Raw genomic sequence first — 18,697 nt, 5'->3', positions numbered from 1 at the left:
AAATCATGAAAAAAATTAAATTATTATTTGTCGCTGGTTTATTAGCTATTTCATATAGTTGTGGTGACGAATTTTTAGCAAATGATGGTGCATCCGGAAATAGCCAGCCTACGCAAGAGTTAACTTCTGCTCAATTAGCAGAAGGAGCGTTAACTAACCCTGGAATTCCTGCTGCTTTTTTAAGTGGTGTATATGCACTTCAAGTTCAAGTAAGATCTGGTGATACTGGAGGAGTTAATAGCCCGAACCATGATGACTTCGGACAGAAAGGATATGATATATATGGAGATTTCATGTCAAGTGATATGGCATTAAGTGCTAGTAACTTTGGATGGTATCGTGCAAGTTTCTCTGAATTACAAGTAGGTGAGAACTTTACTTTTGGAGATAACAGACAATTATGGAGATACTACTATAAAATGGTTGGTTCTGCTAATTTAGTAATTAACAACCTTGGTGGTAATGACTTCATTCCTGAAACAGATGCAAATAAATATTCATTAGGACAAGCTAAAGCTTTAAGAGCTCATTCTTATTTTAATTTAGCTCAATATTTTCAAAAAGAATATAATGCATCTGAACCAATTTTACCAATGCCGATTGGTGAGACTTCAGGTAACTTAGCTAAATCTACTGCCCAAGAGGTTTATGAGCAAATGGAAGAAGATTTAAATTCTGCTATTTCTCTATTAAGTGGATTCAACAGAACTGCTAAAAACCAAGTGAATCAAGATGTTGCTCGTATGATTTTAGCATACGTTTTAGCCGCGAAAGGTGGTAGAGATGCTGATGTTGCAGCTTTAACTCAGCAAGTAATAAACGGTGGATCTTACACTATGTTAGCTGCAGCTGACGTTACAAATGGATTCAACGATGTAAATTCTAATAGCTGGATGTGGGGTGTAGACATTACTCCAGAATTAAGTTTAGGTTTAATTTCTTGGTGGGGTCAAGTTGATGCTTACTCATTTAGTTATGCATGGGCTGGTGACTTTAAGGTAATTGATCAAACTTTATTTGATGCTATTCCTGCTAATGATGCAAGAAAAGCGCAGTTCTTTGATGATCCAACTAATGCTTCAGGTACAGGAAGACACTTACAACCATTATTGAAATTTTACTACTCTCCTGCCGTTGCTGGTACAACATCTTTCGGATCAGGACCTAATGTAGGTATTACTGGTGATTATGTTTACATGCGTATAGAAGAAGCTTATTTATTAAATGCGGAAGCTCAAGCTAGAGCAGGAAATGACGGAGCTGCAAGAACATCTTTAAAAGCTTTATTGGCAAGAAGAGTTCCAGATAACTCATATGTAGATGCTTTAAGCGGACAAGCTTTATTAGATGAAATCTATTTACAAACTCGTATTGAATTATGGGGAGAAGGTAAGAGTTACTTTGCTATGAAGCGTAACAAAGCGACAATTACAAGAGGTACTAACCACTTAAACTTTGTTGGTGTTGCTATTCCTTATAATGACGAAAGATTAACATTTGAAATTCCACAAGACGAAATTCAAAATAATCCTTTCATTACTGATCAAAACTTATAATAATTACAACCATCTTAGGCTTTTTGCTTAAGATGGTTTTTTAATACCCTTACACATGAAAAACATAAAATTACTTATGGTAGCGGCGCTAGCCTTGGCTACTTTAAATAGTTGTAAAGATACTATTGATGATTTTGACGCTCCTGCATTTGCAACATTTGGTGCCGACGCAGTTGTAGTTAGCCTTCCTGACGGAGCTCAAGAAACTAAAGAAATTACTATTTTCACAGCAAACAAAACAGGTTCAGATAGAGTAATAGATATAGTAGTAACTGAGGATACTGATGCTGATGCAGCATCTTATAGTGTACCATCTAGCGTTACTATACCTGCTAATTCTAATGAAGCAAAGTTTAATATTGATTTCACAAGTGTTAATTTAGACTTAACTACTGAAAAGAAATTAGTTTTAAGAATGGTTCAAAAAGACGGATTAAATGTTGGTGCTGATTTAGTTATCCCAATGTCTCAGTCTTGTCCTGATGGAGAAACTAAAGCTAAATTAACTATAACTTTTGATGATTGGCCAGAAGAAGCTGCATGGAGAATAGTTGATTCTACAGGAGCTACAGTTATGGCTAGTAATGATCCTTTAGCATTTGGAGCTTATGATGATTTCACTGGTACATTAGACATTGTTAATTGTTTACCAAATGGAACATATACTTTCCAAGCTTTTGATGGTTATGGAGACGGAGGTACTGGTTACGTATTAGAAGCTAACGGTGTAGCTCTTATCAATTTATCTGGTAATTATGGATCAAGCTACTCTGCTTCATTCACTTTATAAGATCAACACTATTTTGTGTTCAAAACCGCCTTTTTAAAGGTGGTTTTTTTTTGTCATAAATTAGACTATTTTTGCCCAATGGAACAATCTACAGTTATTTTTGGTATTAGAGCGATTATTGAAGCAATCGAAAGTGGATCTACTCTTGAAAAGGTGTATCTACAAAAAGGTCTTCGTGGTGATTTATTTTTTCAATTAGATAAACTTCTTAAAAAAGGTAAAATATCAACGAGTGTTGTACCTGTCGAAAAATTAAATCGTTTATCAAAACACAACAACCACCAAGGAGCTGTAGCAAGAATTTCACCTGTTGAATTTGCCAATTTGGAAGAAATCATTGAAGATACTTTAAATTCCGACAAAACTCCTTTATTTTTAGTCTTAGATCAACTATCAGACGTTCGTAATTTTGGTGCAATAATCAGAACGGCGGAATGTACAGGAGTTGATGCAATCATCATCCAAAAAAGTGGAAGTGCTCCAGTTAATTCAGAAACAATCAAAACTTCAGCAGGAGCCGCCTTTAAATTGCCCATTTGTAAGGTTGACCATATAAAAGATGCTATTTTTCAACTGCAAGCTGCTGACATAAAACTTGTAGCAGCAACAGAGAAAACAGAAGATTCTTTATATGACATAGACTTAAACCAACCTGTTGCAATTATAATGGGATCTGAGCATAAAGGTGTAAGTAATTCAATTCTTAAAATGGTCGATTATAAAGGTAAATTACCACTTCTTGGTGAAATCGAATCTTTAAACGTTTCAGTGGCATGTGGAGCATTCCTTTATGAAACAATCCGCCAAAGGATGTAATTTATTCTTCTTCTTGAGTCTTATAAATATATCTATATTGAATTGATGGTATTTGAACCTCCTCTTCTGCAGAAGGTTCTATATAATTACCATCTTCATCAAATCTTTCGTCGAATTCCGTTTTAGAAAACACATACTTTTCCTTAACGATTCCATACTTTCGGTATACCACTGCGAAAAATATTCCAGTAAGTAATCCAGATAGATGTCCTTCCCAAGACATTCCTTCTTTGATTGGAAAAACGTACCATATCATACTTCCATAAAGAAATATAGTAATTAAAGACATTGCTACTAAACGATAATGACTCTTTATAATTCCACTAAAGAAAACAAAACTAAACAATAAATAAACTATACCGCTAGCACCAATATGATAGGATTCTCGTCCAATTATCCAAGTCAATAACCCTGTTAATAATCCTCCATATATGAGAACTTTCAAAGCAACCGATCTGTAGAAATACATTAAACTCATTAATAAAACGAAAAGAGGCACAGAATTATTAAAAAGATGCTTTGTGTCACTATGAATAAAATGAGTAAAGAAAACACCTTTAAAACCGCTTAATGTCCTTGGAAGAACACCTAATTTATTAAAATTCATTCCAAATTTTATTTCTATCCAGTATACAAACCAAATAATAAATACAAACGCTAAAGGAATTCCAATAACATTATTAGAAAATTTAAAGTCATTGTTTTGATTCATGGGAAATTAAACTACAAAAATAAATCCACTTTAAAAATTCCGAATTTCTGTCAGAAATCTTTACTATTTTTACCTTATGAGTGCACCTTTGGCAGAAAGAGTTCGTCCTAAAACAATTGATGATTATTTAAGTCAACAACACTTGGTTGGTGAAAATGGTATTCTGACACAACATATTCGTCAGGGTATTATTCCTTCTTTAATTCTTTGGGGACCACCGGGAGTTGGAAAAACAACATTGGCTAATATTATCGCTAACGAGTCAAAACGTCCATTTTACACCTTAAGTGCAATCAGCTCTGGCGTTAAAGATGTTAGGGAAGTAATTGATAAAGCTAAAAAGAGCGGCGGACTATTTACTCAAAAAAATCCAATTCTTTTTATAGATGAAATTCATCGATTTAGTAAATCTCAACAAGATTCATTACTTGGAGCAGTAGAAAAAGGCTGGGTTACTCTAATAGGAGCAACAACGGAAAACCCAAGTTTTGAAGTCATACCTGCCCTACTCTCTCGTTGTCAAGTTTATATTCTAAACTCCTTTGACAAACAAGATCTAATCAATCTAGTACATAGAGCAATTGAAAAAGATGAGTTACTCGCCCAAAAAGAAATAACCTTAAAAGAAACTGATGCTCTCCTACAAGTTTCTGGAGGAGACGCTAGAAAACTTCTAAATATTTTCGAACTTTTGGTCGCTTCGGAGGAAAAGATAGAAATTACCAACGATCTAGTACTTTCAAAGATCCAAAAAAATACGGTTAGATATGATAAAACTGGTGAACAGCATTATGACATTATATCCGCATTTATAAAATCCATCAGAGGGAGTGATCCTAATGCAACAGTATATTGGTTAGCACGAATGATTGAAGGTGGAGAAGATGTAAAGTTTATTGCGAGGAGATTACTTATCTCAGCGAGTGAAGATATAGGTAATGCTAATCCTACTGCACTTATACTGGCTAATAACACTTTCCAAGCGGTTTCTGTAATCGGATTCCCAGAAGCTAGGATTATTTTAAGCCAATGTGCTGTTTACTTAGCGAATTCACCTAAAAGTAATGCTTCCTATATGGCGATTGGCGAAGCTCAGAATTTGGTTCGTAAAACTGGTGACTTATCGGTTCCTTTACATTTAAGAAATGCCCCAACTAAATTGATGAAAGATTTAGATTATGGTAAAGATTATCTGTATTCTCATAATTACGAGAACAATTTTGTTAATCAAGAATTTATGCCTGATGAAATTGTGAATACGAAATTATATGAACCTGGAAATAATCAGAGAGAAAATAGTTTTAGAGCTATCTTGAAACAACGATGGAAAGATAAATACAATTATTAAAACTTAACTTTGAAGGGCTTCATTACAATCTTATCTCCTTCATAATATTGCGCCATCCAAACTCCATTATTTTTAATTAAAACTCCATTTTTATCCTTTAGAATGAAAAGTTCTGGATTTGAAGTTCTTAACAATTCAAAAACGGTATCAGAATTTTTATCTTTTAATCGATAGCCTGTTACAGTAGAAGAAGCTGTTAAGTCAAAAGAAGCGGAACTTTCTTCTTTTTCGCTTTTGATAGTATTTTCACTTACCAATTCTAAATTCTTACTTCTATTTACAGATACATTTAAATTCATAGATTTCTTCTGTTCCGTATTTGGCTTGTAATGATAGTTCAACCTTTTGATAGAACTAAATGTCTTACGAACTGCGTCATGATAGGCTCTCTTGTAATCCTTTATCTTACTTTTTCCTTCCTCTCCAGTAAAAACGACTTCATTATAGCAATCTTTCAGTAATAACGTAGTTTTTGTTGAAAACATTCCTGAATCATCTTTTAAAACAGCTGTTAAAGCCAAACACTTATTCTGCGCTAAATCCTCAGGAAAATTATCATCACTCAAAAAAGCATTAAAACCATTCTTATTAAATAAGAACTTTGTTAAAGAACTTGTTTCATGTTTATTTGGCTCATCGAAAGTTTCCATTTGTTTCGGAACCACAATGTATTTATAATTGTTTATGCTCTTTTGAGCAAAAACTGAAACTGACAAGAACATTAAAACAAGTAATTTTTTCATCTTTATTTGAATAACATATTAATACCGAATTGAAAAGAAGCACTATTCGCATCTGCAATATCGGAAAGATCAAATACATTATCAACTGCTCCATAAAGATTTACCTTCCAAATATGGGCTGATATTCCAATACCAAAGTTCGTATATGAAAAATCATCAACAGTATAAGTTACTCTTGTAGTGAATTTTTGCGATAAGCGTCTCTGATAAAATCCTGTAAATGCGAATTGGGGACCATTAGGTCGAACAACTGAAAATAATTGTGCACCAACAGCATTATCGAAGTAATTACGATATGAAATATCATAACATGTTGCTTCCTTTCTTGTTTTACCAAAATAATGATGTAAAGCAGCATTAAATTTAATTGGTCGCATTACAGAATATGACTCTGTATTCTCACTTCTAGGTATATTATCATTAAGATCATCATTCAAATCTTGCCAATAATTTGGGTTAGTTCCGTCATACTGAAATTCTATTCCATCGAAAACATAATTACCTTGCACAGTTCCATTTCTTACTCTATCAGAATATCCTATAAAACCAATATCTAATAAACTAGCAGAAAACTCAGTTTGCTCGTCGACTTTATAGGTAAATCCAATATCTATACCTAAACCTAAATTTGGTCCGAAAAAAGCATTCCCTAAAACATCTTTCGCAGTTAAATCAGACTCTCCATTTTCATTATAAAATCCAGAAGAATATCCTGCCAAATCTAAATTACTCAATGTATGTTGATAAATACCATTAGTTCCAAGACGTGTAGTAAAACTTCCTTTATTATTGTTTGATAGCACATTCAACATTCCTGAATAAATCTTTAATCTACCTCCAGCAATAAATTTCTCATTGAACTTTCTCGAAATACCAAAGTGTAACACTCCTAAAGCGTCTGCTTTTGTACTTATTCTAGAAAAAAGAAAACTTCTATTGATATTTGCTCCATTTCCATCTCTCAATAACTCCAAAAAGTCTTTTGGAATACTTGAGAAAATATCTAATTCAGTATAAAAACCTACACTCAAATAATCCTTTTCATTTAATTGATATCCTGCATTGATAACTTCAATTTGAGTATTGATAGATAAATAATCATTATTTCCTAATTGATTTATTACATTGTCTAACTTCGTATTAAAATCAACGTTATCAGATCTAAAAAGGTCTGCAATTGTGAATCCAGAAATATTAGCATGCGCTGAAATCCCCGAAATTAATGGAATACCTACGTGATATTTATAATTTGTTTCTACCCCAGGATTTAACAATAATGTTTGTGGTATATTATCAAATCCATAAAGTATTTGTTTATTTTGAGCTGTTACTGAATACGTAATTAATATTACTACAGCTAATAAAATCTTCTTCATAAATTAATTAGTTTACTCTGAAATAAAATGTTCCTGCCGATTTAAAATTGAAATTTGTTGGGGTATTAATATCAATTGAGGATCCATCTGTACTTGGAAGTAAGGTTAGTACAACTTGTACTTTTCGAATATTTAGAAAACTAGGATTATTTGCAATTATGAATTCATTCTCTTGCTCAAAGTTTGTATTATTCGCATTTATATTTAGTATAATATCGTTATTGGTACTTGCATCATTTTCATCTAAAAAGATGAATTCAATTCTAAAATCTCGATTAAATTGATTACTCACTTCAAATCTTAATACTGCTCTTTCCAAATCATTACGTGCAGTACTATTATCAAGTACTGTAAAATTAGAAGTCTGAGTAATAGATCCTACTTCAGATCCGCCAACAACTAAATCGTTTTGGGTTATATCTGAATTAACTAGTGAAAGTGCAAGAACTGGAGTTATCTCAAAATTCTCTGCTTGATCGAAGTCTATATTGTCTACACATGCACTTAAAATTAGGGATAGGAATGCTAATAAACAATAAACATGTTTTTTTATCATAAATCTGTACTCTTATAATTTTCAACGGGTTAAAATTACAAATATTGCTTAATATCCAACAAGGACTGAACACTTATAATTTTTTCATCACTGCTTGGTGTATCTTTAAACAAGTGAATTGGAGAAATCCCTACCGCTAACGCACCTAAAACATCTGCCTCTAAACTGTCACCAACCATAACTGCTTTTTCCGCACTTACGTTGGCCTCTTTTAATGCAAATTCAAAAACCTTAGGATTGGGCTTTTTCACACCAACACTTTCTGAAGTAACGACAACCTGAAAGTAATCATTTATTTGAGACTTTTCAAGTTTTATTTTCTGAACCTCTTCAAAACCATTAGTAATAATATGTAATCTATACTTTGATTTCAAGTACTCTAACAATTCAATGGTACCGTCAAGTAAATGATTAAATAATGGGAGATAGTTGATATAATCTTCCGAGATAACATCAATTAAGTCATCTTCAACTGTATAATTAAGCTTATCAAAAGTGCTTTTTAATCGCTTATATCTTAACTCTCCTTTTTCAATTTTTTCATCTCTATATAGTCTCCAATATTCCAAATTTATTGGTTCATATACTTTTAAGAATTCGTCTAAATCAAGATTTATTTTTTGTTCTTCAAAAATCCTTTTAAAGGTTAATCCTGAATTACGATCAAAATCCCAAAGAGTATGATCTAAATCGAAGAAAACATCTGTAATTTCTGTCATTCTCAAATGTAATGATATAATATTATTTTAGAGTTTACTTATTTTAAATAATTAACTTAAAGTTTTAATAGAAAATTAAAATTCTTATACTTTTCTTAAAGAGTTATTTCTTTTTTCAAAAAAACATATCTTGCACACAGTCATAAAATCCTAAAAGTTGCAAGTTTCCGAATTTTTCAATTTGTTCTTAATCGTAAGTGCTATACACGGGTTTGTGTTTAGTTTTTTTCTTTTTAAAAAAACAGGTTTAGATAAAAATACCTTGTTTTTGAACTTAATGATTTTAGTAATTGCTTTAAATAATTTGCAATCGTGGCTGTTAGCAGAGCAATTCTTAGTTTTAGATTACATTCAAATACCTTGGCATTTTTTAATTGCCCCTCTCTTCTACTCTTTTGTAATTAACTATCTGAAAATTGAAAATCTCTTTTTCAATATTCTTAAAATCATATTTCCTGTCTTCATCATCAGTATTGTATTCCAAGTAGTTTCTTTTTCTTTTATAAAAGACACCTCTACAACAGCAGAATATGAATTATTTTATGAAAAGTATACAGCTGTAGAAGAACTAATAAGTTTTATAGTTTCCATAAGTATATTTATATATACCTTTAAAATTATTAAGTTTAAAAAGAACTTGTTTAAAAGTGTTTTAAGTTACGACAGTTTAAAATGGATAAACACTTTTATATTTCTTGCATTACTCTCATATGCTTTTTGGGCCCTTGCTGTAGGTGTTAAATTCCAACTGAACTTTCAAAACTTTATTGTCTTCTTTTACCCTTTACGCATTATGACTACAATTCTAATCTATTGGCTAGGTTATGAATTAGTATATATGTTACGTCAGGTAAAAGAACGAAAATCAATAAGAGAACAAAACCTTAAAAAACCTGAAGCTCAACAAAACAGTAATTCTAAAAAATTTAAAGACATTGAAGATTACCTTGTTGATAATAGAAGGTTTTTAGATAATCTTTTAAGTTTAGAAACATTAGCAAATGAACTTAGAGTTAGTACGAGCCAACTTTCTAAATTAATTAACAAGCAAAGTTCTAAAAACTTCAACCAATTGATTAATGAATATCGTATTGAATATTCTAAAGAATTATTGCAAAATAATGACTATGATCAATACACAATTACATCAATTGCTTTAGAATCTGGATTCAACTCTAAATCCACATTCTACACTGCTTTTAAAAAACATACAGGTGTAACTCCCACACAATTTAGAGGTTAGATGTTTTAGGACTCTTCCAGATATTTATAAATCTATCCAATTTTTAGCAACTTGGAGGTTTTCGGACACTAAAAAAGCTCTATGAAAGTAGTTTTGATGAAAAATTATTTATCATGTATAATCATCTAAAAACTAAATTTAAAAAACAAAATTTCAAAAAAAGAAAAAACAATATTCTCAAGAAATTGCTATTTCTATCACTAGTTTCTATTTATAGTATGGCAAATGCTCAAGAAGAAAAATTAAGCGAAATTAAAGGGAATAATGAACTCAAGATTAATGGTCTCTATTTAGTAGCAGGTGCTGCTGAAATTACTTATGAAAGAATTTTAAGTAATGAAACCGCTTTGGGGCTATCAGTTGCATTTGATATTGATAATGACAACTTTTATAACTTCGCGGCTTTTCCATATTACAGATTCTATTTTGGAAAAAAGAGAGCTGGTGGTTTTTTTGTAGAAGGAAACGGAGCGGTTTTAGTAGATGAATTTGGAAAAGATATTACGCTAACAACTAACGGGAATAATGGTGTTATTACTATTACTGACGCTGGAGAAGTTGAAACTAAATTCGGTTTAGGAATTGGAATTGGAGGAAAGTTCTTATCAAAAAATGGATGGATTGGAGAACTCTCTCTAGGAGTTGGAAGAGTATTGGGAATAGAAAACGATGCCTCTAAAGTTTATTCTAGAGGTGGAATTACCATTGGAAAAAGATTCTAAAAACATGTAATCTTTGTTGCAGTTTTTTATTTTTCCGTGAGATTTTATCAAAAAAACATCTTGTATATTAGAATAATAGAGGAAAATTAGAAATAAAAACCATAATAAAACATTTCAATTATACAATTGAAATGTTTTTTATATTTTTGGCTTAAAAAATAAATTCTATGAAAACTCTAACAAACTGTCTCGTAATGGTGTTGTTTTTTGTTATCACAAAATCAATGTCTCAAAATTATTTTCAATCTACAAGTAATCCATTTAATTCTTTCCAAACATTACATCATAAGGGATCTATTATAATAGGAGATCAACAAACCCCATCTAGTTTAAATCCTTTTCAAATTTATTCTAATAGTCCAACAAAAAGTATGGGTATGGTTTTAGGAAATGCCTCTGGTAGGTGGGGCTTTAATATTGCAGGAGCTAACGGAGCTTTTCACCCCAAAGCTATTCCTGGAACAGGAGTAATTTGGAAATTAGGATTAAGTCATAATATGATTTTCAGTATGCCTAATACTAATATGACTAACCCTGCTTACGACACAACAAACTGGAATTCAAGCGGAGTTACCTCAATTAGATTTGCCGACCTTGTTAATCACGATAGTTTCGTTATCTATAACACGGGTAAAATTACGGTTGGGACTCCTAAATATGATAATGACAATAACTATAGACTTTATGTCAAGGATGGGATCAAAACTGAAAGAATAAAAGTTGAAATAGCTAATACAAATGGTTGGGCCGATTATGTTTTTAATGAAAATTATCACTTAATACCACTTGACAAACTCAACTCTTTTATTAAAGAAAATAAACACTTACCAGAAATCCCATCTGCCAAGGAGGTAGTTACCGATGGGGTTGAATTAAAAAACATGAGTGTCCTCCTTTTAAAGAAAATTGAGGAACTAACTCTTTATACAATTCAACAACAAGAGTTAATTAATGAAATGAAAGAAGAGATAAAGGAATTAAAGAAAAAGAATTAATTTAAAAATAATAACATGAAAAAGATTCTTTTTTTCTTAGCTTCATTATTCCTTTTAAATCATATTGTTGCGCAAAATTCTTTAGATCAAGGTTTGAATAACCCAACTTCGTTTTACTTAAGAATACCCAATAGAGCAAATATTCCAGTTATTTTATCAAAATCGAAAGAAAAAGGAGTATCTCTTAGGCATATAAATTCGAAGGTTCAATCAATATTTAATAAATATAAGGTAAATGAATTTATTCAGGCTTTTCCAACCGCAAAAACTCCTTATTTAAGAGAAATTTACTTAGTTAAGGCTAATGAAATAGACTTAATGAATGAATTGAGAACTAAGTTTCCTGGAATTTATACATTTTCAGAAAACATTGGGGAAGGCCCTCAAGCACTCTCGTTAGAATATAACTATAATTTTTCACCATTCATCTTACCAAACGATTATGGATTAGAATTGTCACAAACTGATATGGATTTAATAAATGCTCAAAAAGCTTGGAGCTTCACTACTGGAGATCCAAATACCAAGCTTGGAATAGTTGATACCGAATTTAACATCAGTCACCCTGAACTCTCTGGAAAAATTAATTCAATCGGGAACAATGGTGGTTATCACGGAACCTCGGTTGCAATGAATATGGCTGGAAAAACCAATAATGGAATAGGTTTATCATCTATTGGTTACAACTGCCACATTGAAGCAAGAACAGGCTTAACTATAAATAACTGTTTAGTTTTATCTCAGATGGGAGTGAAGATTATTAATGGAAGTTGGTTGAGTAGTTGTAACTACTCACAAATAGAACAAGACGTAATCAACGAGATAACTAGTAATGGAACGATACTAGTATTTGCTGCCGGAAATACTACAAATTGCGGAGGTAATTCTAATGTAGTTTACCCAGCTGCCTATGATAATGTAATTGCCGTTACATCCATACATCATAAAGATTTCATGCAACCTGCTTTCAATGAAGCAGGTAATTATATAGGTGATGTATTAAGAAGAAAAGATACTCATGACAATTCTTGGGTGTATCAACAGAGAAAAGATGGAAGCCATAATCATACCTATGTTGTCGATATTGCAGCACCGGGATACGAAGTACCTTCTATTGGGTTTCAAAGTTCCGGCTATTCTTTAGTAAACGGAACATCTAATGCAGCACCTATGGTTGCAGGAACTATAGGTTTAATGAAGTCTGTAAATAATAGGATTACTACTACAGAAATAGAAAGTATCTTAAAACTAACTTCAGCCAACATTTATCAAATTCCAGAAAATGCTAATTACATTGATAAACTAGGCGCAGGAAGATTGGACGCTGGAAAAGCAGTAGAAATGGCTTATAAAATGAATCAATCTAAAAGTTTTATTGAAATTAACAACCGCCATTTCTATAGAAATTGGAAATTTGAAATAAAAAATGCACCGTATGGAATAAAAGTAAATAATGAAAAATTCACTGATTCCATAAAGGTAAATTTAACTGCAAAAAAATATATTGAGATTGAAAACTCCACAATTGAACCTAATTCAATAGGTGGAATAGAGCTTTCTGTTGAAGAAACTCCAATATTAATACCGATTGAAAACAATTTAGTACTAAAAAATAAAACTAATAATAGTCATTTCTTTTTGAATAAAACTTTATTTTTAGACTATTCTGTTATTAATGGTATTAAGACAGAACACTCTAATTCTGAACTTCATAGTTTTACACCATCTATAAGAATTTCTTTAAATAAAAAAACTAATGAAATTTATGCGGATTTAATAGGTTATTGTAATACATCTAGCTCTGTATACAAACTACATTCAAATCATCTTGAAGCTTTAAATCGAGGAATTACAAGCCTAAACAAGTGTAGTATTCAGGAGAATAATTATTTTAACTCTTTGACTGGAGATGTGTACATTCAAAAACCATCAAAAAAAATTAATTATCAAATTAATCAAGAAGGAAATGGAATTTGGATTTGGAGTAATGATAATTATCGAATGTTTTTTTCAACTACACCACGCTATAATTCAAATAATTTAAATAGAATAATTTCGGTTTTTCCTAACCCTACTAATGAATTAATAAATATTAGTGTAAATTCAGATGAATTTCAAGTTTCAGATATTACTATATTTGACATTAGTGGAAAAATGATTTTGAAAAAAAGGAATAATTCTAATGTGATTAATGTTTCAAATCTTTCACCTGGAATTTATTTTTTAGAACTTAAAACTTCAAACGATATTTTATTCACAAAAAAAATAGTAAAAAATTAAACTAAAAACACGTAATCAATATTTTTTTAAAAAATATTATAATTATGTTCAGAGGAACAATCATTGCACAGGTAATTGCAATGATAGCCTCTATTTATATTGCCAAATTATATGGTGAACAAGCTTTTGGTTACTTAGGTTTATTCATAAGCGTTAGTAGTATTTTATCCATAATTAACACGTTACAGTTAGATAAATGTATAGTTATTTCAAAAAATGTCAATGAAGGTAAAAACTGGTTTAATTTCCTCTTTTTACTAATTACAGGCATTGGTTTTTTTAACCTTGGTTTTTTTTATATAATTTCTGATTTTTTTCCAAATATTAATAGAAATATTTTAATAATATCAATTATTAACTCTATAATTCTATCTTTTAATTTAGTACACGAGAGTTTTTTTACCTTTAAAAAAAAATTCTTAACAATTTCAAACAGTAAAATTTTTATAACATTATGTAATTTTTCTCTCCAAATATTACTTTACAGCTATCTCGAGTTTTTGGGGTTAATTTTTTCTTTTTTAATTACGCAAATTTTAATATCCATATATTATTTTTCAAGAAATAAAGAATATCTAGATATCATCTCAGTACCTAAAATAAAATCAGAGATTTCATCAAACAGTTCTATTATTAAATATCTTTTCCCTTCAAACCTTATAAATGCTCTTGCTAATTATACGATGCCCATTCTTTTGTTAGCATTTTTCAGTATCGAACAAGCCGGAGTTTACTTTTTCAGCGTTAAAATACTTGGAGCGCCCCTGCATTTAATATCCTCATCGGTTTCTCAAGTATACTTTCAAGAATCTTCTGAGCTAAAAAAACGACAAAAATCAGAATTACTAAAATTAACGAAAAAGGTAGCAAAATTTAACGCAGTAATTATGATCGCTATCGTTATAGCAATTAACACTTTAGGAATACATCTACTAGAGTCTTATTTTAAAAATCAATGGATGAATCTTAGAGTTTTCTTATTCATATTGTCATTCTTAATAATTGCCAGAAGTACTTTCAACCCTATTAGCAGTTTAATTATTGTTTTAGATAAAAACAAAACCGGATTGTTATTTAATTGTTATTTACTCTTAATTAATTTAATTGCCATATATTACGGTAATGTATTTAACAATATTATCTATACAATATCAATTTTATCCTTTTTTGGTGGAATAGGTTATTTTATATTATTATTTTATTTTCTAAATTGTTTAAAAAAATTAGATGTTTGATAAGTTAGATTTTTTTTTCTTTGGATGGATTATAAATTGGTTTTACCCGGAATATTATCGTCCGAAATATGGTTATCAGCGTTATTATATACTCTTTTTTCATTATCTAATACCTCAAAAATTATTTCGATTAAACCCGAAAGTAAAGTGGCCTGTTCATTTTACCTCTAAAGTTATCGCTCCTGAAAACATAACTAAAGGAATCCTTTGTGATCCTGGAGATGGATTAAACACTTATATTCAAGCAAATAACAGAATTATTTTCGGTTCGAATATTGAGTTGGGACCAGGTGTTTCAATTATTTCTGCTAATCACAACCTACAAAACTTTAGAAAACATGAAAATTCTAATCCAATTAAGATTGGTGATAATGTTTGGATTGGAGCAAATTCGACTATTCTTCCTGAAGTCTCTATTGGTAATAATGTCGTTATTGGCGCAAATTCTGTTGTAACAAAAAATATACCCGATAACACTATAGCATTTGGAAACCCATGTGAAGTAATAAAAGTAAAAGCTCCTTATTCCGAAGATTTATCTTCATTAAAATTTAATAGAAAAATCCCTAATTCTTATAAATCTATTATAACTAACGCTTAAAGAATCTTAAAAGCTTTGGTAACTTATTTCTATGAAGTTGAATATATGCTTCGTCTTCCGCTCCAAAACTTTCGTAATACTTAGCTATATTTTTCATTGAAGACCCTCCAAAGTCGAAGAGTGTATAATTACGTTGATACTTAAATATCGCACGATCATTCATGAACGTATTTGCGCCGTTATTTCTATTTTTAAAGTCAGATGAACAAACCAGTTCGGTTACTCGTTCTTTGTGTTTTAAAAAGAAAGCTCCTGAAATCAATTCATTTTCCTTGTTGTAGATTGTCAATAATTCTCCAACCTTTTTTTCAAGGCAAATATTCATCAACTTATATAATCTCAAATAATCTTCAGATGTAATCTTTGAAACTCTTTTTCCTACATTTTCCTGAAATAAATCAATCAATTTCTTAGGATTGTCATTCCAATTTTCAACTAAATCCTCCTGTTTCGCTTTCTTTAATTCCCTCCTTCTATTTCTATTATATTTTGAAAAAATAGAGTCGTAAGTATCTTTTAAAGAAATCACTTGAAGTCGTTTTTGCAAATGATAAGGATGAAACATACTAAATGCATTAGAAGCATTCATTCGAAGACTTGTATACTTAAACTCACTGAACAATTCTATTAAAAACTCATTTTCATCAACAACTTCTTTGGAATATATTCCCAATTGTATTGTCCAATATGGCTGATACGTATATTTTATGAAAAACTTTCTCCTCCACGGAATTGGCATTACAGCATCATAGTCATCTAAAACTAAAACACTCCAACGATCAGCAACTTCATCTAAATACCAAGAGAATCCAAAAACATTTGACTGTATTGAATTTGCAATACAATCATTATATTTCTCAACATTCAGTCTTTTCCTCGAAACTACGCGTATCATTAATTAGTAGCTATTTTCAACATTGATTCGTAAACTCTTTTCCAACCTTTCCATCGTAAATAATCACTCAAGCTCTCATTATGAAAAAGCGTAATAAATGTTCCATTAACTTTTTTTACTTCTCTTTTAAGTTCGCTTATTTTTCCTAAAGACTGTTTAGGTGTAAGTTTCATATAGTCATTTAATGTTGTGTCCATTAAAGCGAAAGGAAATATTTTTAGAGGTGTTTGAATTTCAAAGTCCAAATCATAGAAATAGAAAGGTGTGCAAGTACTAGCTCTAAAACCAGTATGACTTGCATATCCCATAGAGTAATCTTCTTTTATTTCTAAATCTATTAATCTTTGATAGGTATCAGGCAATGAAAAACGCAAATAATGTTGGCGTGATCTAAATATTGGCATGTTCGTTATTCCCTCCATTCTTTGTTTTTCCTCTTTCAACTTACTATTGTTACTCATTGTATAGTAAGATGGATGCAAACCAACTCTTGCATAATCTACCATATCTTTAATTAGTAATCTGAATTTAGATTTAGAAGCAGAAACATTAGTATCGAAAGTTGTATAATCACCTATGAGAAAAAAGAATATCGTTCTAACATTATACTTTTTCTTCAAATTAATTAATTCCTCAAAAGTATTAAATGGATCTTTCCTCAAATTAAAACGAACTGCTAGTCTATCAATTACATTAAAAATATTAAGCTTATACAAGTCCTTTAGTAATCCTCCAATTGAACGAACAACACTTTTATGTTTATAAGCAAATGCATTATCAACATCAATCGTAGACATATATGTATACTTTCTTTCTGGATATTCGTAATCCGGAAATCGTTCTTGTAATGCTTTTTTCAATTTATAAGCCCAAATATCTACAACTGGCTTTTCAAGAAATCCATGCATATAAGCCAAACTTTGATCAGCTGTAAAACGACCATGTTTATCTTTTATATGAGGTAAGTATTCTTCATATCTTGTAATTAAGTAGAAGCTTGCTGAAAATATATCAAAAGGAATTGTGGATTTACTTCCTTGAAAGAAGAAACATGGTACATTATCCCAAGTTGAAATATTAATTTCAGAATCACTCACACCTTGCTCAAATAATAAATCTGTACTCTTGATAAAAAACTCACTTCCTAAAGCCACATTCGTATATGAAAGTTTTGGTCCATTAAAAGCCACAAATTCTTCTACCTTAGAAGTAAAGTCAATCTCAATTGATAATACTCGAGTAAAGATATGCTTGAATATATACCGAACACGTGGTGTAACTTTATGTGTATAAACTAGTATCAAAATTAGATTTATAAAATTCCTTCGTCTGCAAAGCTAAAATACTTCTTTTTACCAATTATTAAATGATCAAGCAGTTTTATATTAAGTGTAATCCCCGCTTCTTTGATTTGCTGAGTTAGTTCAATGTCAGAATGACTAGGATCAACTTTACCTGAAGGATGATTATGACAAATGATTATTCCAATTGCAGCTAGCTCTATTGCCCTCTTATAAATTAAGCGGACATCTACTAATGTTGATGTTAATCCTCCTTTACTTATTTGTTGTTTGTCAATTACTTTATTAGCATTATCCAAATAAACAACCCAAAATTCTTCATGAGGTAAATCCGCTAACTTAGGTTGCATTAAATCAAATACGTTTTTGGATGAACTTATTTTTGATTGAATTACAGTATCTTCAAAAAATTGTCTTTTACCTAGTTCTAAAGCAGTAATTATTGCGATAGCTTTAGCCTCTCCTACTCCTTTAAATCGTTGCAATTCTTCCGCAGAAAGCTTTGCAAGCTTGTTTAAATTATTTTGAGTTGAGTTTAAAATTCTCTTTGATAAAGTTACAGCGGTTTCATCTCTATTCCCCGAACCAATAAGTATAGCAACAAGTTCTGCATTAGACAAGTTTTGTATTCCTTTTAACAACAACTTTTCCCTTGGTCTATCTTCTATAGCCCAAGACTTTATATTCATTTTTTTCATGTCCTTTTTCTACAATTTGGTGTAAAGATAAGAAATCAAATAATTTGAAATTAAGCTCCTAGGAAAACATTAAATACATGTTGATTTTATTTTTTTCATCTTAAAGATGTA

Annotated in this window: 18 protein-coding genes; 10 read left to right on the top strand and 8 right to left on the bottom strand. The window is 30.6% G+C overall.

All coding sequences use genetic code 11. The features are described 5' to 3' along the window. Window positions 1–5: 5 nt before the first annotated feature. The 3 genes from ABNT61_RS16570 to rlmB all read left to right on the top strand — a co-directional run bounded on the left by ABNT61_RS16570 (window position 6) and on the right by rlmB (window position 3,162). Complete coding sequence (locus ABNT61_RS16570) at window positions 6–1,556, top strand: RagB/SusD family nutrient uptake outer membrane protein (RefSeq protein WP_348744045.1); 1,551 nt, start codon at window positions 6–8, stop codon at window positions 1,554–1,556. Between the two features lie 55 nt (window positions 1,557–1,611). Then, window positions 1,612–2,346 (top strand): hypothetical protein, encoded by a 735-nt coding sequence (locus ABNT61_RS16565; protein ID WP_348744044.1) that lies wholly within the window; start codon window positions 1,612–1,614, stop codon window positions 2,344–2,346. A gap of 78 nt (window positions 2,347–2,424) precedes the next feature. Beyond that, window positions 2,425–3,162, top strand: coding sequence for a 23S rRNA (guanosine(2251)-2'-O)-methyltransferase RlmB (gene rlmB, locus ABNT61_RS16560; RefSeq protein ID WP_348744043.1), 738 nt, complete (start codon window positions 2,425–2,427; stop codon window positions 3,160–3,162). Between the two features lies 1 nt (window position 3,163). On the opposite strand, the gene ABNT61_RS16555 is transcribed toward rlmB, so the two are convergent. Then, complete coding sequence (locus ABNT61_RS16555; protein WP_348744042.1) at window positions 3,164–3,874, bottom strand: rhomboid family intramembrane serine protease; 711 nt, start codon at window positions 3,872–3,874, stop codon at window positions 3,164–3,166. Window positions 3,875–3,950: 76 nt separating this feature from the next. On the opposite strand from ABNT61_RS16555, the gene ABNT61_RS16550 reads away from it, so the two are divergent. Beyond that, entirely contained in the window at window positions 3,951–5,222 is a 1,272-nt protein-coding gene (locus tag ABNT61_RS16550) for a replication-associated recombination protein A (RefSeq protein ID WP_348744041.1), read from the top strand. Here ABNT61_RS16550 and ABNT61_RS16545 read toward each other — a convergent pair. From ABNT61_RS16545 to ABNT61_RS16530, 4 genes are read right to left on the bottom strand one after another with little or no spacing between them, the layout of a single operon-like run. After that, complete coding sequence (locus ABNT61_RS16545) at window positions 5,219–5,965, bottom strand: hypothetical protein (RefSeq protein ID WP_348744040.1); 747 nt, start codon at window positions 5,963–5,965, stop codon at window positions 5,219–5,221. The genes ABNT61_RS16550 and ABNT61_RS16545 overlap by 4 nt on opposite strands. Before the next feature lie 2 nt (window positions 5,966–5,967). Beyond that, complete coding sequence (locus ABNT61_RS16540; RefSeq protein ID WP_348744039.1) at window positions 5,968–7,341, bottom strand: DUF5723 family protein; 1,374 nt, start codon at window positions 7,339–7,341, stop codon at window positions 5,968–5,970. 7 nt (window positions 7,342–7,348) lie between these two features. Further along, the gene (locus ABNT61_RS16535) at window positions 7,349–7,897 is read right to left on the bottom strand and encodes a hypothetical protein (protein WP_348709628.1); all 549 of its coding nucleotides are present in this window, start codon (window positions 7,895–7,897) and stop codon (window positions 7,349–7,351) included. A gap of 35 nt (window positions 7,898–7,932) precedes the next feature. Then, entirely contained in the window at window positions 7,933–8,616 is a 684-nt protein-coding gene (locus ABNT61_RS16530) for a YjjG family noncanonical pyrimidine nucleotidase (protein WP_348744038.1), read from the bottom strand. A 277-nt stretch (window positions 8,617–8,893) separates the two neighbouring features. Here ABNT61_RS16530 and ABNT61_RS16525 point away from each other — a divergent pair, with 277 nt between their 5' ends. From ABNT61_RS16525 to ABNT61_RS16500, 6 genes are all read left to right on the top strand, one after another. Further along, entirely contained in the window at window positions 8,894–9,859 is a 966-nt protein-coding gene (locus ABNT61_RS16525; protein ID WP_348744037.1) for an AraC family transcriptional regulator, read from the top strand. Between the two features lie 113 nt (window positions 9,860–9,972). After that, window positions 9,973–10,581, top strand: coding sequence for a hypothetical protein (locus ABNT61_RS16520; protein ID WP_348744036.1), 609 nt, complete (start codon window positions 9,973–9,975; stop codon window positions 10,579–10,581). Between the two features lie 167 nt (window positions 10,582–10,748). Continuing rightward, complete coding sequence (locus ABNT61_RS16515) at window positions 10,749–11,576, top strand: hypothetical protein (protein WP_348744035.1); 828 nt, start codon at window positions 10,749–10,751, stop codon at window positions 11,574–11,576. 15 nt (window positions 11,577–11,591) lie between these two features. Then, window positions 11,592–13,856 carry a S8 family serine peptidase gene (locus tag ABNT61_RS16510; protein ID WP_348744034.1) on the top strand — a complete coding sequence of 755 codons (2,265 nt, stop codon included), beginning with the start codon at window positions 11,592–11,594 and terminating at the stop codon, window positions 13,854–13,856. Between the two features lie 44 nt (window positions 13,857–13,900). Beyond that, a complete protein-coding gene (locus ABNT61_RS16505; protein WP_348744033.1) occupies window positions 13,901–15,091 on the top strand; it encodes a lipopolysaccharide biosynthesis protein in 1,191 nt (396 codons plus the stop codon). Further along, entirely contained in the window at window positions 15,084–15,692 is a 609-nt protein-coding gene (locus ABNT61_RS16500) for a DapH/DapD/GlmU-related protein (protein WP_348744032.1), read from the top strand. Before ABNT61_RS16505 ends, ABNT61_RS16500 begins: the two co-directional genes overlap by 8 nt. On the opposite strand, the gene ABNT61_RS16495 is transcribed toward ABNT61_RS16500, so the two are convergent. From ABNT61_RS16495 to radC, 3 genes are read right to left on the bottom strand one after another with little or no spacing between them, the layout of a single operon-like run. Then, the gene (locus ABNT61_RS16495; RefSeq protein ID WP_348744031.1) at window positions 15,682–16,587 is read right to left on the bottom strand and encodes a hypothetical protein; all 906 of its coding nucleotides are present in this window, start codon (window positions 16,585–16,587) and stop codon (window positions 15,682–15,684) included. The two genes, ABNT61_RS16500 and ABNT61_RS16495, sit on opposite strands and share 11 nt — an antisense overlap. Then, a complete protein-coding gene (locus tag ABNT61_RS16490) occupies window positions 16,587–17,891 on the bottom strand; it encodes a polysaccharide deacetylase family protein (RefSeq protein ID WP_348744030.1) in 1,305 nt (434 codons plus the stop codon). The genes ABNT61_RS16495 and ABNT61_RS16490 overlap by 1 nt, the downstream gene beginning before the upstream one ends. Window positions 17,892–17,899: 8 nt before the next feature. Continuing rightward, complete coding sequence (radC, locus tag ABNT61_RS16485; RefSeq protein WP_348744029.1) at window positions 17,900–18,586, bottom strand: RadC family protein; 687 nt, start codon at window positions 18,584–18,586, stop codon at window positions 17,900–17,902. Window positions 18,587–18,697: the final 111 nt, after the last annotated feature.

Source organism: Tenacibaculum sp. 190524A05c (assembly GCF_964036595.1).
Lineage (GTDB): Bacteria > Bacteroidota > Bacteroidia > Flavobacteriales > Flavobacteriaceae > Polaribacter > Polaribacter platacis.
This window is presented reverse-complemented; position numbering and strand designations above follow the sequence as displayed.

Bases quoted from the DNA above. Each gene is read 5' to 3' on its own strand.
- ABNT61_RS16570 (WP_348744045.1), top strand. From the start codon at position 6: ATGAAAAAAATTAAATTATTATTTGTCGCTGGTTTATTAGCTATTTCA.
- ABNT61_RS16565 (WP_348744044.1), top strand. From the start codon at position 1,612: ATGAAAAACATAAAATTACTTATGGTAGCGGCGCTAGCCTTGGCTACT.
- rlmB (WP_348744043.1), top strand. From the start codon at position 2,425: ATGGAACAATCTACAGTTATTTTTGGTATTAGAGCGATTATTGAAGCA.
- ABNT61_RS16555 (WP_348744042.1), bottom strand. From the start codon at position 3,874: ATGAATCAAAACAATGACTTTAAATTTTCTAATAATGTTATTGGAATT.
- ABNT61_RS16550 (WP_348744041.1), top strand. From the start codon at position 3,951: ATGAGTGCACCTTTGGCAGAAAGAGTTCGTCCTAAAACAATTGATGAT.
- ABNT61_RS16545 (WP_348744040.1), bottom strand. From the start codon at position 5,965: ATGAAAAAATTACTTGTTTTAATGTTCTTGTCAGTTTCAGTTTTTGCT.
- ABNT61_RS16540 (WP_348744039.1), bottom strand. From the start codon at position 7,341: ATGAAGAAGATTTTATTAGCTGTAGTAATATTAATTACGTATTCAGTA.
- ABNT61_RS16535 (WP_348709628.1), bottom strand. From the start codon at position 7,897: ATGATAAAAAAACATGTTTATTGTTTATTAGCATTCCTATCCCTAATT.
- ABNT61_RS16530 (WP_348744038.1), bottom strand. From the start codon at position 8,616: ATGACAGAAATTACAGATGTTTTCTTCGATTTAGATCATACTCTTTGG.
- ABNT61_RS16525 (WP_348744037.1), top strand. From the start codon at position 8,894: ATGATTTTAGTAATTGCTTTAAATAATTTGCAATCGTGGCTGTTAGCA.
- ABNT61_RS16520 (WP_348744036.1), top strand. From the start codon at position 9,973: ATGTATAATCATCTAAAAACTAAATTTAAAAAACAAAATTTCAAAAAA.
- ABNT61_RS16515 (WP_348744035.1), top strand. From the start codon at position 10,749: ATGAAAACTCTAACAAACTGTCTCGTAATGGTGTTGTTTTTTGTTATC.
- ABNT61_RS16510 (WP_348744034.1), top strand. From the start codon at position 11,592: ATGAAAAAGATTCTTTTTTTCTTAGCTTCATTATTCCTTTTAAATCAT.
- ABNT61_RS16505 (WP_348744033.1), top strand. From the start codon at position 13,901: ATGTTCAGAGGAACAATCATTGCACAGGTAATTGCAATGATAGCCTCT.
- ABNT61_RS16500 (WP_348744032.1), top strand. From the start codon at position 15,084: ATGTTTGATAAGTTAGATTTTTTTTTCTTTGGATGGATTATAAATTGG.
- ABNT61_RS16495 (WP_348744031.1), bottom strand. From the start codon at position 16,587: ATGATACGCGTAGTTTCGAGGAAAAGACTGAATGTTGAGAAATATAAT.
- radC (WP_348744029.1), bottom strand. From the start codon at position 18,586: ATGAAAAAAATGAATATAAAGTCTTGGGCTATAGAAGATAGACCAAGG.